Origin of the sequence: Desmonostoc muscorum LEGE 12446 (assembly GCF_015207005.2) — a bacterium.
Classification (GTDB): domain Bacteria; phylum Cyanobacteriota; class Cyanobacteriia; order Cyanobacteriales; family Nostocaceae; genus Nostoc; species Nostoc muscorum.
The window spans coordinates 6,577,643-6,591,775 of the sequence record NZ_JADEXS020000001.1 but is presented as its reverse complement, the minus strand read 5'-3'; the positions used below and the strand labels follow the sequence as shown (position 1 = coordinate 6,591,775).

General features: G+C 38.8%; 14 protein-coding genes. 8 read left to right on the top strand and 6 right to left on the bottom strand.

Annotated elements, in window-relative coordinates:
• Nucleotides 1-98: 98 nt before the first annotated feature.
• A complete protein-coding gene (locus tag IQ276_RS27520; RefSeq protein WP_228042819.1) occupies nt 99-1,460 on the top strand; it encodes a PAS domain-containing sensor histidine kinase in 1,362 nt (453 codons plus the stop codon).
• A 185-nt stretch (nt 1,461-1,645) separates the two neighbouring features.
• Nucleotides 1,646-2,410: an N-acetylmuramoyl-L-alanine amidase gene (locus IQ276_RS27515; RefSeq protein ID WP_193913977.1), complete on the top strand. Its 765-nt coding sequence runs from the start codon at nt 1,646-1,648 to the stop codon at nt 2,408-2,410.
• Nucleotides 2,411-2,934: 524 nt separating this feature from the next.
• Here the strand turns inward: IQ276_RS27515 and IQ276_RS27510 are convergent.
• Genes IQ276_RS27510 through mnmG form a run of 3 tightly spaced genes read right to left on the bottom strand, consistent with a single transcriptional unit; the run spans nt 2,935 to nt 6,433 of the window.
• The gene (locus tag IQ276_RS27510) at nt 2,935-4,281 is read right to left on the bottom strand and encodes a hypothetical protein (RefSeq protein WP_193913978.1); all 1,347 of its coding nucleotides are present in this window, start codon (nt 4,279-4,281) and stop codon (nt 2,935-2,937) included.
• Nucleotides 4,282-4,331: 50 nt separating this feature from the next.
• Nucleotides 4,332-4,463, bottom strand: a complete 132-nt coding sequence (locus IQ276_RS40365) for a hypothetical protein (protein ID WP_255264354.1) — start codon at nt 4,461-4,463, stop codon at nt 4,332-4,334.
• Nucleotides 4,464-4,510: 47 nt separating this feature from the next.
• A complete protein-coding gene (gene mnmG, locus IQ276_RS27505) occupies nt 4,511-6,433 on the bottom strand; it encodes a tRNA uridine-5-carboxymethylaminomethyl(34) synthesis enzyme MnmG (RefSeq protein WP_235116025.1) in 1,923 nt (640 codons plus the stop codon).
• Between the two features lie 262 nt (nt 6,434-6,695).
• On the opposite strand from mnmG, the gene IQ276_RS27500 reads away from it, so the two are divergent.
• The 4 genes from IQ276_RS27500 (at nt 6,696) to IQ276_RS27485 (ending at nt 11,101) form a co-directional block, all read left to right on the top strand.
• Complete coding sequence (locus IQ276_RS27500) at nt 6,696-7,847, top strand: AAA family ATPase (RefSeq protein WP_193913979.1); 1,152 nt, start codon at nt 6,696-6,698, stop codon at nt 7,845-7,847.
• On the top strand, nt 7,847-8,536 hold the full coding sequence (locus IQ276_RS27495) for a hypothetical protein (RefSeq protein WP_193913980.1): 690 nt from the start codon (nt 7,847-7,849) through the stop codon (nt 8,534-8,536). Before IQ276_RS27500 ends, IQ276_RS27495 begins: the two co-directional genes overlap by 1 nt.
• A gap of 11 nt (nt 8,537-8,547) precedes the next feature.
• A complete protein-coding gene (locus IQ276_RS27490; protein WP_193913981.1) occupies nt 8,548-9,387 on the top strand; it encodes a D-alanyl-D-alanine carboxypeptidase family protein in 840 nt (279 codons plus the stop codon).
• A gap of 217 nt (nt 9,388-9,604) precedes the next feature.
• Nucleotides 9,605-11,101 carry an NYN domain-containing protein gene (locus IQ276_RS27485; RefSeq protein ID WP_193913982.1) on the top strand — a complete coding sequence of 499 codons (1,497 nt, stop codon included), beginning with the start codon at nt 9,605-9,607 and terminating at the stop codon, nt 11,099-11,101.
• A gap of 103 nt (nt 11,102-11,204) precedes the next feature.
• On the opposite strand, the gene IQ276_RS27480 is transcribed toward IQ276_RS27485, so the two are convergent.
• Both IQ276_RS27480 and IQ276_RS27475 read right to left on the bottom strand, forming a co-directional pair.
• Nucleotides 11,205-11,399 (bottom strand): type II toxin-antitoxin system HicA family toxin, encoded by a 195-nt coding sequence (locus tag IQ276_RS27480; protein ID WP_193913984.1) that lies wholly within the window; start codon nt 11,397-11,399, stop codon nt 11,205-11,207.
• Nucleotides 11,400-11,401: 2 nt separating this feature from the next.
• On the bottom strand, nt 11,402-11,596 hold the full coding sequence (locus IQ276_RS27475) for a type II toxin-antitoxin system HicB family antitoxin (RefSeq protein WP_193913986.1): 195 nt from the start codon (nt 11,594-11,596) through the stop codon (nt 11,402-11,404).
• Between the two features lie 348 nt (nt 11,597-11,944).
• On the opposite strand from IQ276_RS27475, the gene IQ276_RS27470 reads away from it, so the two are divergent.
• Together IQ276_RS27470 and IQ276_RS27465 are read left to right on the top strand one after the other, a co-directional pair.
• Nucleotides 11,945-12,520: a TIGR04376 family protein gene (locus IQ276_RS27470; RefSeq protein WP_193913988.1), complete on the top strand. Its 576-nt coding sequence runs from the start codon at nt 11,945-11,947 to the stop codon at nt 12,518-12,520.
• A 479-nt stretch (nt 12,521-12,999) separates the two neighbouring features.
• Complete coding sequence (locus IQ276_RS27465) at nt 13,000-13,572, top strand: ABC transporter permease (protein ID WP_190882707.1); 573 nt, start codon at nt 13,000-13,002, stop codon at nt 13,570-13,572.
• Between the two features lie 61 nt (nt 13,573-13,633).
• Here the strand turns inward: IQ276_RS27465 and IQ276_RS27460 are convergent, their stop codons facing one another.
• Nucleotides 13,634-13,981, bottom strand: a complete 348-nt coding sequence (locus IQ276_RS27460) for a hypothetical protein (RefSeq protein ID WP_193913990.1) — start codon at nt 13,979-13,981, stop codon at nt 13,634-13,636.
• Nucleotides 13,982-14,133: the final 152 nt, after the last annotated feature.

Sequence of the window (14,133 nt, the reverse complement as noted above, 5' to 3'; positions counted from 1 at the left end):
AATCGTCCCAGTAAGGAATCTGAAAGGAAACCCAACTTTAGATATCCAATAGGAGCAAAAGCGTGAATTTGGACGATTTAGCCCCACAAATACAGAATATGCGTAAGCGCGTGGCCATTTTACAAAACGAAAGTCAACAGCAAAAAGCAGAAGAAGATACTGAACTCGTCGCTGCAATATTCAATGAAGTCTACTTAGCTTTGGAAGAATTGCAAACAGCTAATGAAGACCTACAGCAACAGAATGAAGAATTATCCAATGCTCAACAAGCCTTGGTAGCACAACGTCAACGCTACCAGGAACTTTTTGAGGAGGTACCTGATGCTTATTTGGTAACTGATACAAAAGGAGTAATTCAGGAAGCTAATTTGGCTGCTAGTGACCTGTTGAACATTTCCCAAAGTTTTCTGATGGGCGATCTTTTGGAGTTTTTTGTAGTTGAGAAAGAGTTGATTCCTTTTCATCTTAAACTAACTCATCTGCGCGATCGCCCCGAAATTCCAGAGTGGAAAACCCAAGAGTGGGAAATAAATCTGCGACCATATGAGAAAACGCCGATTATCGTTGCGGTTAAGGTGGCTGCTATGCGTAATCAACAAGGTGAGTTAGTCGGTCTACGCTGGCTATTGCGGGACATTAGCGAAAGTAAACGAACCCAAGCAAAGCTGCAATGGGCAGAAGAGGCGATGCGACAAGCTCTCACCAGAGAAAAACAACTCAGTGAACTCAAATCCCGTTTGCTTACCACCACTTCCCATGAATTTCGCACGCCTTTGGCTGCTATTCATTCTTCTGCGGAATTACTGGAACATTATCGCCATCAATGGAGTGATGAGCGACAAAATACCCACCTCCGTCGCATTCAAAAATCTGTGATGCATATGACTCAGTTATTAAATGATGTATTGGTGCTAAGTCAGGATGAAATCAGTAAGTTAGGCTTTAATCCAAGACCCTTGAATTTAGCAGAATTTTGCCAGTACCTGTTAAAAGAATTAAAAGAGGGCGATAGTTCCCAACATGCGATCGCTTTTAGCTGGGAGTCCCAATCCACTAAAGCTAAGTTCGATGCTCATCTGCTGCGACAAATCTTAAATAATTTATTTTCTAATTCTCTAAAATACTCTCCTATTGGCAGCACAGTTAAGTTTTCTGTTAGTACTACCAGCGATGGAGCCATATTCAAAATTCAAGATTTTGGTATTGGTATTCCCGCTGCTGACATGGAACACATTTTTGAACTTTTCCATCGTGCTAGTAATACCGGTAATATTCCAGGGCTAGGATTAGGGTTGTCCATCGTCAAAAAAGCTGTAGATTTGCACGGCGGCGAGATTACTGTCAAAAGTGCGATCGATGTAGGAACTACGTTTACAGTCATTGTCCCATTTTCAAGTAATGTCCACAGAACTGATCCAGAGGTAGCGGAAAATCTAACTACAGAGGACGCAGAGGAATAAGAGTTTCAAATTATTCTTGATGAGTGCCTTTTTCTGTTTTCCAGAACATGATGATGTTGAACGTTACAAATTTTTACAGTAATTACTCACTTTTTTTCACTGACAGAGCGATGGCATTTCGCTGAATAATTAATACACTGTAGTGAGATAATCCGTAGCTCGAAATCTATAAGGAGATTAACTCTATGAAATTTGGTATTGATATCGGACACAATTGCCCTCCTCACGATACAGGAGCCACAGGCATCAAACAAGAAGATACTTTAACTAAAGCTGTTGGTACACATTTAATCCAAAAACTCAAAGCAGCCGGTCATACTGCTATTGATTGCACTCCTACTAACGCTAGCGGTGTCACGGATTCTCTCAGACAACGAGCTAATAAGGCAAATGCGAACAACGTTAATGTCTTTGTTTCGATTCACTTTAATAAATTCAATACTAAAGCCAATGGCACAGAAATTTTTGCCATCAGTAATGTATCACAAGGCATTGCTCAATCTGTTCTCAAAGAAATTGTTAAACTTGGTTTTTATAATAGAGGAGTTAAAAATACAGGTTTTTTTGTTCTGAAGAATACACAAATGCCAGCTATTTTAATTGAGTGCTGCTTTTGTGACGCCAAAGTAGATATGGATCGCTTTGATGCCGAAAAAATGGCAGAAGCGATTAAACATGGATTAATTGGTGAGTCAGATGACATTCAGCCTATATCTGATAAGAAATACGTTTTGGAAATTACAACAAAAACTATTCTCAAGCCTTCTACAGAGCAGGGAGCAGAACTACCAAAAGAATCTCTATTCGATATTGAACCAGGAAATTATCCAGTTTTAGATGTCCGTTTTGAGGAAAATCATTATTGGGTTAAGTGGCCTGATAAAACTAAAGGAAACCGAGATGAACATTTTGTTTTTGCGGGACATGCCAAAGTTATAGAAAAAGATTAACTGAATTCAGAATGCTCGCGGATTTGGTTGAAGACTTAGAAACCCGACTTCTATGTACCTATTTAGTTGGTCACGATCATCATATTCATTTTGAAATCAACCCACCACTAAGAGGCTGATTCTAGGTGATACTATTTTGGATTTTCAGCACAATACGGTTCAGTTAAGGCTAAAAGTCTTTGTGAAAGTCAATTTTTTTAACGAACCGCAAAGGACGCATTCGCGTAGCGTCTCGTCAGAGAAGGACGCAAAGAGAAGGAAGAAATGCTTAACTGAACCGTATTGATTTTCAGCAGCAGACGCGATTTATCGCGTCTCTTGCTTTATCCTTTCCCTACCATCAAACAATGATTAATAAAAGTGTGAAACGACTTATTTATTTTCGTAAATTCATACCATGATTAATTTGTACAGTGCTTTTTCCAATTGGTATGAGTTGGCTGCACTATAGTTGAAGAAGAATATTACAATCACTTGGAATCTCAATCTCCAACAGATTGTACTCCTTTATTTTTTAGAAGTTATTACAATTTCTGTCCTGCGTAAATCGATCGCACTTCGCCGTTACGGCGAATGACTGCTTCGCCATTACTGACATCTACAAGTGTCCAACCACTAGAACCAATGGTTTCACCCATATTGATGCGGCGAGTCACGCCATCGATTTTAAACAAAGCGGCAGATTTGTTGCCTAACTCTAGCAGTCCTTCTAAGGTACTACTGGGAGTCTCGGCGATCGCAGTTGGCATATACACTTGATGCTGGGTGATGGTTGGTTCTGGTTCTGGCGCGAGTGCAGCACGTAATGGCACAACTGGTAATGCAGGTAGAGGCTTGGGTGTTTGTTGCACGGTAATGGGTGCAGTTTTGGTAGCCACAGCTTTGATGTCTGGGCGTACAGCCGCAGCTAACATGTTGACAGTGGCGGGTTTAGCAGCTTGTCGCACAGTATTTAAGGCAGTTTTCACAACATTAGGTTGAGAACCATGCAATGCAGTGGCAACTTGTGGTAATAGTGTGGGAGTGCCAGGAATCGCTGGGAGGGCGTAGCGCATCGGCGATGGTACAGGCACGTAAATGCGTTCAACAACGTTTCCCGAACGATTAGGAATTGGTGTTGTATTGTTAGCTGCTAAAGGTGGCAGTGGTGGTAAATTATTAGTTGGTAGCTGGTTGGCAACGCTTATCTGGTTAGTATTTGCCTGAGTGGAAAATCCAGGTCTGACGTAGTTTTGATGATTTTTTACGCCTTGCTTATCTATAACTATCAGGGCACTGAGCATGTAGTCAACTAATTCTGCCTCAATTTCTGGTTTTGTCGCCAATTGTGATTGGGGCTGGGGCAATACAAGAGCAGATTCGGGCAATTTGGTATTTAAAAGATGGATAACGCCAGACTGTACCAAGTAGACCATACTAGCGATCGCCACGCCTAATGTTGTTCCCACAATCAGCAGTTTGCCCAAAGCAGAACTGTTTTTCTGACGCTTTCTACTAATTGGTTTTACGGTGGCGGTGTCAAACACGACGGTACTCAATTGCTTGTGGTTAGCTTGAGCAACTGACTGTGCCGGATTATTGGCTGTGTTTGGTAAGATAACCTGCGGTATGGCGACTGTTTGCAGTGGGTTCCCTATGCCAGTTGCTACAACTGGAGAAACCCCGTCAACGGACTGGCTGGATCTTTTCTGACTACTTTGCCTAAAGGTTTGAGAAGCCAGATTACCGCTAGCATCGAGGATGTAGTCGATATCCGCAAAGAGTTCATCCATTAGGCCATCAGCATAGATTTCTATCGACCAAGGTTCGTTGGCGATTAAGTCTTCTGATGGTTCCGGAACTATGAGACGGGTGGTGGCTTGTTGTAACATAGACGTTTTGGGTTGTTGCTAGGACAGGGAAACGCCGCTCCTACTGCCTTTTAATCAGGATTGTCGATCAAATGTTCAATCCCCCGTCTGATGATGACGAGTTCTTGAGGGGTGGTATTAAAATGAACTTCAATCTGGGGATTGTTAATGATGGCAGTACTAAGACTTATGTCATCTATCATACCCATCTCCCTCTTTACTACTATACTCGCCCTTTATGAAGTTTTTGTTAAATTAACGCTGGAAACTCTGGCTGGCTCTTGGTTTTACGCAATTCCAGATATAATAATAAAGCGTTAATGTCGGCTGGGTTTACACCACCTATACGCGCCGCTTGACCGAGTGTGAGTGGTTTTACGTGAGTCAGTTTTTCCCGCGCTTCCTTGGAAAGAGTATCAATTTTTGTGTAATCCAAATCCCCAGGTAATTGGCGGTGGGCTTGGCGGGCGATTTGGTCAATTTGATTTTGTTGCCTAGCGAGATATCCAGAATATTTGATGTCAATTTCTGCGCCTTCTTTCTCGGCGCGGTTGAGGTTGGGGTTTCCCAGTCCGAACCTGTCGAGGTCAACGTAATGGAATCCCGGACGCCGCAGTAAGTCATTTAAGGTAATTGAACCTTTGATTGCTTGTTGGGTATGAGATGCGATCGCTATACCAATTTCATCATGTTCTTTGATGCGCGTGTTATGTAGCCGTGCTTTTTCTGTGGTAATCTGGGTTTGTTTTTCGGTAAATAAATTCCAACGGCGATCGTCAATTAAACCAATTTCCCGCCCCAAGGGTGTCAGGCGTTGGTCGGCATTGTCAGAACGCAAAATCAGCCGATACTCTGACCTACTAGTAAGCATTCGGTAAGGTTCCCGCAGGTCTTTGGTACACAAGTCATCCATTAGTGTCCCAATGTAACTTTGCTCACGAGGGAAGACAATCATCTCCTGCGATCGAACAAACCGAGCTGCATTAATTCCCGCCACAAGACCTTGTGCTGCGGCTTCTTCGTAGCCTGTGGTGCCGTTAATCTGCCCAGCACAAAACAGCCCCGCAATCTTTTTAGTCATCAGCGTCGGATAACACTGAGTTGCAGGTAAATAGTCATATTCCACAGCATAAGCCGGACGCAGCATCACACATTTTTCCAAACCGGGGAGAGTCCGCAACATTTGTAGTTGCAAATTTTCTGGTAACCCTGTGGAAAATCCTTGAATATAAAGTTCTGGTATATCTCGTCCTTCCGGCTCAATAAAAATTTGATGGCTTTCTTTATCAGCAAAACGGACAATCTTATCTTCAATACTCGGACAATAACGCGGTCCTTTGGCTTCCACCCAACCACCATAAACCGGCGATAGGTGTAAATTTTCCTGAATCAAGCGATGAGTTTCAGTGGTTGTACGGGTAATATAGCAAGGCATTTGTTCCCGTTCCACCCACACATCTGGGTCAAAGCTAAACCAGCGGACATCTTCATCCCCTGGCTGGATTTGCATTTTACTGTAATCCACCGATCGCTTGTCTACCCTGGCTGGGGTTCCAGTTTTCAGCCTACCGGTTTCAAATCCCAAGCGATTCAGGGTTTGTGTCAATCCCTCAGCCGCAAATTCCCCAGCCCGTCCCGCCGCCATCGATTTATTACCTACCCAAATTTTCCCACCCAAAAAGGTGCCAGTTGTCAAAATGACGGCTTTGCATTGGAACGCCACACCAAAATAAGTTTCCACGCCGATGACTTCATCATTAGCGCCCAACACCAAATCTACTGCCATACTTTCACGGATGGTCAAGTTTTCTTGGTTTTCGACAATATTTTTCATCACCGCTGCATATTCGCGCTTGTCAGTTTGGGCGCGTAAAGCCCAAACAGCAGGGCCTCGTGAAGAGTTGAGGATGCGCTTTTGTAAGTAGGTGCAGTCTGCCATTTTCCCAATTTCCCCACCGAGTGCATCGACCTCGTGAGTCAACTGGGATTTCGCCGGGCCACCCACTGCGGGGTTACAAGGTTGCCAAGCGATTTTATCCAAATTGAGTGTCAATAGCAAGGTACGACAACCGAGGCGGGCAGAGGCGAGAGCTGCTTCGCAACCGGAGTGACCTGCACCGACGACAATCACATCAAAAGCGTCTTGGAATTCAACGGAATTGTGCATGGTCATACTTACAGGAAAGGCAAATTGAGAGTTCTTTTCAATTTTAACCTTTCCAGTGGTTTCAGGGATGTATATTTCTGATAAGTAAGTTATCAAATTAACTAGCAATCAAACAATAATATATTTTTATTTTTTGACTTGATATATATTGAGGTAAAAAGTAGATTTGTATATTTGCTAATTACTAAAAAATGATGAGTTTAAATAGTATGTATTTCAAGTAAGTTATAATTAAATTTATATTCATTCATCTTGTGTAAGTATAAATATGAAAATCAACAAGATAACTTATTATGACCATGAGCTAGAGTGGCAGTTTGAACCGATACATTTTTCTGAACTAAATCTTTTAGTTGGTATATCAGGTGTTGGTAAAACCCAAATACTTCAATCTATTATGAGGTTGAGAAAAATAGCTAGAGGTGGCTCATTGAATGGTGTTGAATGGGATATAAATTTTTCTTCAAATAATTATGAATATAAATGGATTGGTGAATTTGAAACAAAAGAAATTAATGCATTCATCATTGATGACGAAGAGTCTGAAAAGGATAAATTTAAAATCAAGAGAGAACACTTATCTGTAAATGGAACAACTCTGATAGAAAGAAGCAATAATGAAATAATATTTAAGGGTAATAAATTACCAAAACTCTCACCTTTTCAAAGTGCTGTTGAAATATTAAGTCAAGAAGAAGATATTTCACCCGTTAAATATGGATTTAACAAAGTTATTTATAGCGACCAATCAAGAGGACAAAATCATGTTTCCGTATCGGTAGATGATATGATATTTTCTTCAATTATTAGTAATAAATCATCAGAAGAAAAATATTCATCGCTAGAACAAATTCAGGAAACTAACTTACCAATTCAAATAAAATTAGCATTAGTTTATAATAAACATCCAGAAATTTTCCAGGAGATTAAACAGCGTTTTATAGATATATTTGACCAGATAGAAGATATCAAAATGGAACCGGATAAAGATGAAGATTTGCCTAAAGTGATTGCAGACTATCCTTTCATTCATATAAAAGAAAAAGGTGTTAATAATTGGATTAGCCAAAAACGTATATCTTCTGGGATGTTTAGAACACTAATGCATATTAGTGAACTTTATTTATCTGCCGAAGGAACTGTGATTTTGATTGATGAATTTGAAAATAGTTTAGGAGTTAATTGTATTGATATTTTAAGTGATTTATTGCTGGAAAAAAGAAATTTACAATTGATAATTACTAGCCATCATCCATATATTATCAATAAAATTGGAATGGAACATTGGAAAATTGTTACTCGTAGAGGTGGTGTAGTAAAAGTTAGAGATGCCAAAGATTATAATCTTGGTAAATCTAGGCATCAAGCCTTTATGCAACTGATTAATCTTGATGCTTACAAGGAAGGAATTGCAGTCTGATGAATCTATACTTTCTTGTAGAAGGAAAAAGAACTGAAAGAAAAGTTTATCCAGCTTGGCTAAAATATTTGTTACCAGAACTACAACAAGTTCAGAATTACGATGAAGTCAATAAAAACAACTACTATCTATTTAGCGGAGAAGGTTATCCTTCAATTATTTACGATCATCTTCCTAATGCCATAGCAGACATCCATGCAATTGGTAAGTATGACTACTTTGTAGTCTGCCTAGATGCAGAAGAAAATACAGTTAGCTGTGTACAACAGGAAATTGATGATTTTTTAACTGCTGAAAAAATTCAGATGGGAAGTACACAACTTGTTTTAATCATACAAAATCGTTGTCTTGAAACTTGGTTTTTAGGAAACAGAAAAATTTACTCAAGGCAACCACAAAGCAAACCTTTATTAGATTATGCCCGTTATTATGATATTTCAGTTAATTGCCCAGAGCAAATGGGTAAATATCATAAATTCAACACTCATGCTCAGTTTCATGAAGCTTATTTAAAAGAATTGTTTAGAGCCAAAAATATTAATTATTCTAAAAAAAATCCTGGTGATGTACAGAAACAACATTATCTAGAACAATTATTGACAAGGATTCAAGATCGAAACCACGACTTACCTAGTTTTCAGAGCTTTATAAATTTTTGCAATATAATCAAACCTAAATTAATTAGTTAGTTAATCTATTTATGAACAAAATTTTCAGAAAGATAAAATTTATTAGTATTGTTATCTTCATGATTTTTACATTAGTAGCTAGTAATGAAATTAGTCACCACAAATTAGCTATAACTGCTCAACCATTAAACGAATGTTTAAGTACTGATTCATTACCCTGCACGGGTGTCTCAAAAGAAACATCACAACCATTTATTCCCGATCAAACATTAAATGACCAACAGCGTTTTTTATCTGCGATCGCCAGAAAATTATCGGTAATTCCTCAGCCGAATACTTATGAATATATTTTATTACGGAGTTATGGTGCAGTTTTCGCCAATCCAGACGTAGGAATTAAATTACCGCCAAAAGAAATCTTTGCTAATGAACAAGAAACCCAAGATTTTCAAGCTACTCTAACAATGGGTCATGTTGATGGAACTAGAGACTGTTACTTACAAAAATCAGCAGCAGACGCTTTAAATAAAGCGCGGGATCTAGAAAAAATTCAACTGAAATCTGGTTATGGTTCTGGAGATTGTACTCGCACTTTTGACACGAATTTAAAATTTTGGCACAAATACGCGAATAATCAAACTTTGGCAAGAGTTCAACAGGGTAAAGAAACAAAAATTCTCGGTGTAGTTGCACCTCCTGGAACTTCACAACATCTCTGGGGATTAGCGATTGATTTACGTGTATCCAGCCAAAAACAGAGAAAAGCATTAAATAAAAATGGTTGGTTTCAAACTGTAGAGAACGATGTTCCACATTGGACTTATATAGGTTTATCTGAGAATAAATTAGCTTTGTTTGGTTTGAAAAATAAACTTGTTCGGGGTATTAATTATTGGGTTACGCCACTTTAAGTAAAAGTTAGGAATTTGGAATTAAGAGTTATGAGTTTAGAGTAATCATTCAGGTACTAAAATCTTCTTAATCTTGACTTAGAAGATTTTGACTTCTGACTTCTGACTTCTGACTTCTGAATTCTGAATTCTGAATTCTGAATTCTGGATTCTTCTGTTAGATACTATACAAAATTGGGAATACTAACCCAAAAGGTGCATTGTCAGGGATTTAGCTATGCCAAATGAAGCTGGTAATCAGGAGCAAAGCTTCCTGATGGAGTTATTAAGAGCAACATATCAAAACCAGGAACTATATCCAATTCTGCAACATAACTTAAGCAAACTAAATGATAATTTGGCTTTAATGTTGCGAAAATGGGTAAGCGATCGCTTTGCTAAAGAACCTGCCAACGCTATTAATATAGCCGGAGTCATTCTCAAACTAAGTACGATTATTCAAGGCTTTGAGCAAGGTAATCCTGGGAGTAATTTGGAAATTGCGATCGCTGGTTATGAAGCAATTTTACAGGTTTACACCCGTGAAGCTTTTCCCAAAGAATCGAATATCGTCCAGCAAGCTTTAGTCACAGCTTATCAGCAACGCCAACATATCCTCTCCAAAACCCTTGGCGAACTCCAGCAGCAGACTGTCCAAACTCAGACTCAAATTAAGACAGTAACTGAGCAATTACAGCAGGAATTACAGTACGCAAAGCTACAATTCAGTGACTTAAGTACAGTAATTGCACACTTAAAACAGCAAGCAAGTACTTCCAATTCAACATCTTTAATAACTGAGTTTCAAGAGTTTAAACAGCGCCAGATTCGCTTAGAACAGTTGACTACTACGGCGAATTTTTCATCTAATACTGAGCAGTTTAATACAGCTATTTTTTATGATATTGAAAACTTGACAATGGGTAGAAGCAACCCAAATTTAAATTTTTCTTTGAAACAAATTCAAACAAATATAGAAAAAACTACACTAGTTAATAAAATTGCTATCCAATGTGCTTATGCTGACTGGAGTGATAGTCGATTAAGGCTACTTAAGAATGAAATTCAAGAACTCGGAATTGAAGCAGTTCAAATTTTTGATTACAGTCATAAACGGAATGCAGCAGATATGCAACTGGCAATTGATGTCATGGAATTAGCCCAGAGTCGTCCTACATTGCAAGTTTTCGTTATTGTATCAGGTGATGGTGCATTTGCTGCTTTAGCTAAAAAGCTCCATGAATATGGAAAATCTGTAATTGGATGTGCTTATGAAGCACAAATAAATCGTATCCTCAAATCTGTTTGCGATCGCTTTATATCTATACCTGCTCCTCAAACCAAAATAGAGGAAATTCAACTTAATGAAGTGACTAGCGATAATCCATCAAATGATATTTTTATGATAACTAACAAAGTTTTGCAGAGATTGAAGCAAAATATTGAGCAAGTAAGTCAGCTGAGACAAGGTGGTATTCATATCTCTCAAATTCACAAAATATTGAGAAACGACATCCCAGATTTTGACCAAAAAAGAGAAAAGCATGGTGCCAAATTGACAACATTTTTGAAAAAAGTTATTGAAGGAACAGATATTTATCTATCTATCGACAACAATAAACTTATTTTGAGAGAAATAACTACGAGTTCTCATGGCTCATCAAATAAGAGCTTGAAAACTATAACTGACTCTAGCAGTAGCTTGAAAGAAATTGTCGTAACTGCTAAATCTTAACTTAGTTCTACCATATTTAAACATAAAATTGAGGCGTACTCTGTATGTAAGACGAAGTACTTCTCATCATCGCCTGATTCAGTTTTTATAAAAAATCCTGAAATTATTCAATTGTTAAACCAGCATCTTTTATAATTCCAGCCATTGTGTAGGCATTAATCGGATTAGCTCTTGGAATGGTGATAATCCTTTCGCCATTGGTCATCGTAATATGCTTACCTTGTCGTACAACTGAAAAACCTGCTTTTTCAAAGGCGTTGATAGCTCGTAGGTGATTAATCCCTGCAAGTTTGGGCATAATTATCCCACTTCTACGTAACGAAATTCTGCATCCTTAGTCAATTCCTCAACAGTATCGAGGTAGGCTTGAATAGCATCTTTGATATTTTCTAAAGCTTCCTCTTCTGTCTCTCCCTGCGACCAACATCCGGGTAAAGCAGGACACCAGATAGCGAATCCTTCATCTGTTTTATTTAACTTTACTTTGTATCGCATATCTCAGTCATCAATTCTGTCTAATGTTGTATCTTGTTCAATCATACAAAGGGCTTTATTGCCAATGTTAACCATAGAGGATAAGTAAACTATACTGCGATTTCGATGAACGAGATGATTGCCACATCTATATTTATCACAGGATGATTGAGATTTGTGAAGTTCGCATCTCGAACCGCAAAAAAATGTGCTTTTTTTGACACAAAATTAGTGCGTTTTTGTGGAATTTAACTTTTATCTCAGCGATTTAAATTACTTGATGAAGTGAACTATTAAAATTTACATTCCGCCTGGGATAATAATTATTACAATAAAATAGTCACATACCCGACCTCTGGAGTTCTGGCAGTGGGTTTATTTGATGATTTGAGTCGGTTTCTAGAAAACCGTTTAGAAGAATTCTTGCGTAACAATCCACATTTGGAGTTAGAAGCGCTGCTAGAACAGCTGCGTGAGCAAGAGGAAGATACATTAAAGCTGATTGCAGATTTACAATTACAAGAGAAGCGATCGCAAGACGATATTCTGTCTACCGCTCAAGAAATCCAGCGTTGGCACATCCGTGTTCAAAAAGCAAAAGACGCTGGTAGACAAGATTTGGTGACTGCGGCGAGTGAACGAGAAGCAGCTTTGTTGCGAGAAGGAAATCAGCGCTGGGGACACATGCAAGGGCTGAAAGAACGCATTAACCAATCTCAGGAACTCCTGCGGAAAATTCAGCAGCGACGACAGGAGGTACAAGCCAAAGCCGCCGAAGCACAGACAGCCCGTGCTAAAGCCCAAACCCAGGAGCGCTTGGAAACCAATGGTTGGTCGAATCAAACTAGCACTTATTCTACTGGTTTTGACGACTTAGAAGAAAAGTTCCGCCATTGGGAAACCCAAGACGAATTAGAACAAATGAAGCGAAATATGGGAAAATAGCCCTAGATTATACAGCATTCAGGATGAAAGTTAAACATTATCATTTCATCCTTCATATTTCTTATTTTATTGATTATCTGTATTGCTAATTACAAGTTTAACTATAGTAATCTTATTTAATTTATAAAAATTGCAAGCCTTATAACCCCCACTTCTTAGAGAAGTCCGGGTTCTGGTTGTTAAGGAGCAAGTTAATTAGAGAAATTGTATTGAATTTACTAATCAGGATTTATTTTGATGATAAATTCTAGGAAAGCCAAGTTTTACCTTTTCTTTGTACTACTCCTATCTCATCGTCAGAATACGTAAACTTGTTTGAGCAACTGCCAAGGAGGAGAAGATATAGGAAATCTTGTAGTGGGAAAAGAGGAAGTGCAATTAAAATCACTTTTCTATAACAGTCGTAAATGATTCGCCAGACATGCTGCTTTGTGCTGTTGCCCCAGTATTTCCTACATGTTCTCAATGAGAACTGAGGCATGAAAAATAACATGTTTTTAGAATTTTTAGCTAGCCTGCAACGATTATTTGTTGGTTACATTCCAGCCGCAGTATTGGGTAGTTTTATCGGATATTTCATCGGTATAAATAGCATGATTTATCAGCTATTCAGGCGGATATTCCAGATACCACATAGTATCCCTCCTATAGCTTTGCTACCTATTAGTTTAATAGTGTTTAGAGAAAGTGAAGCCGCTGCTATTGTCGTAATATTTTTTGGAACTCTTTGGACAATAATCATTAATACGGCAATAGGTATGCGACATTTTCATAGACAAAATAAGAACTTTCGAGTAGCTATATTTCATATATTTCATGCTCTGAAAGTTGGGATTTGGGTAGCTTGGTTTACAGTTATTGCCACAGAAATGTTGATAGGCCCAAAAGGACTCGGCTTTTTTCTCTGGGATAGTTATAAAGCTGGTAACATCGATTCCATAATCGAGGCAATACTCTACATTGGTATTATTGGCCTTGTGCTGGATCAGTTGCTAGATTTTACAGCGTATATTCTCTCGCAAATGGTTTCCGATGGCAAAAAATCTTCCTAACCTTTAGCGAATGTAATTCGCTAAGGCTGGAGTTGACTTCTATTTTACCCAATTGAAATATTCAGCGTGATTCTATTTTAGAAACTCGTTCCTCTAGTTTATTGACTTGTTGTTTCAATTCAATCACTAAAGTTGCAAGCCGATCAAACATAGGATCTTGCTGTGATAAATTCTGTCTGGAACCTGTTGACTGTCGTGGAGTAAGTGTTGTTCTTGATGATGGAGACTGGCGGGTTTTATTTAGTTGAGATTCTATCTGGTTTAACCGCGACTCAAAACGATTAAAATCCGCTTCCAAGTTGTTCACGCGGGACTCGATTTGCTGCGATGAAGCAGTATTTGGGAATAACCCACCCCAAATAATCATTACTAAAATCCCGGCAAGTATTAGCATCTTAATTTTATTCATCTTAATATCTTGCATTTTTCTCAATAACTATTCCCTCCCCTTGGCAAGGGGAGGGTTAGGGTGGGGTGACGCGGTGAGTAACGCTAAGTGAATAGACCTCTTGCAAAAGTCCCCTAATACCCCACCCCCAGCCCCTCCCCTTGGCAAGGGGA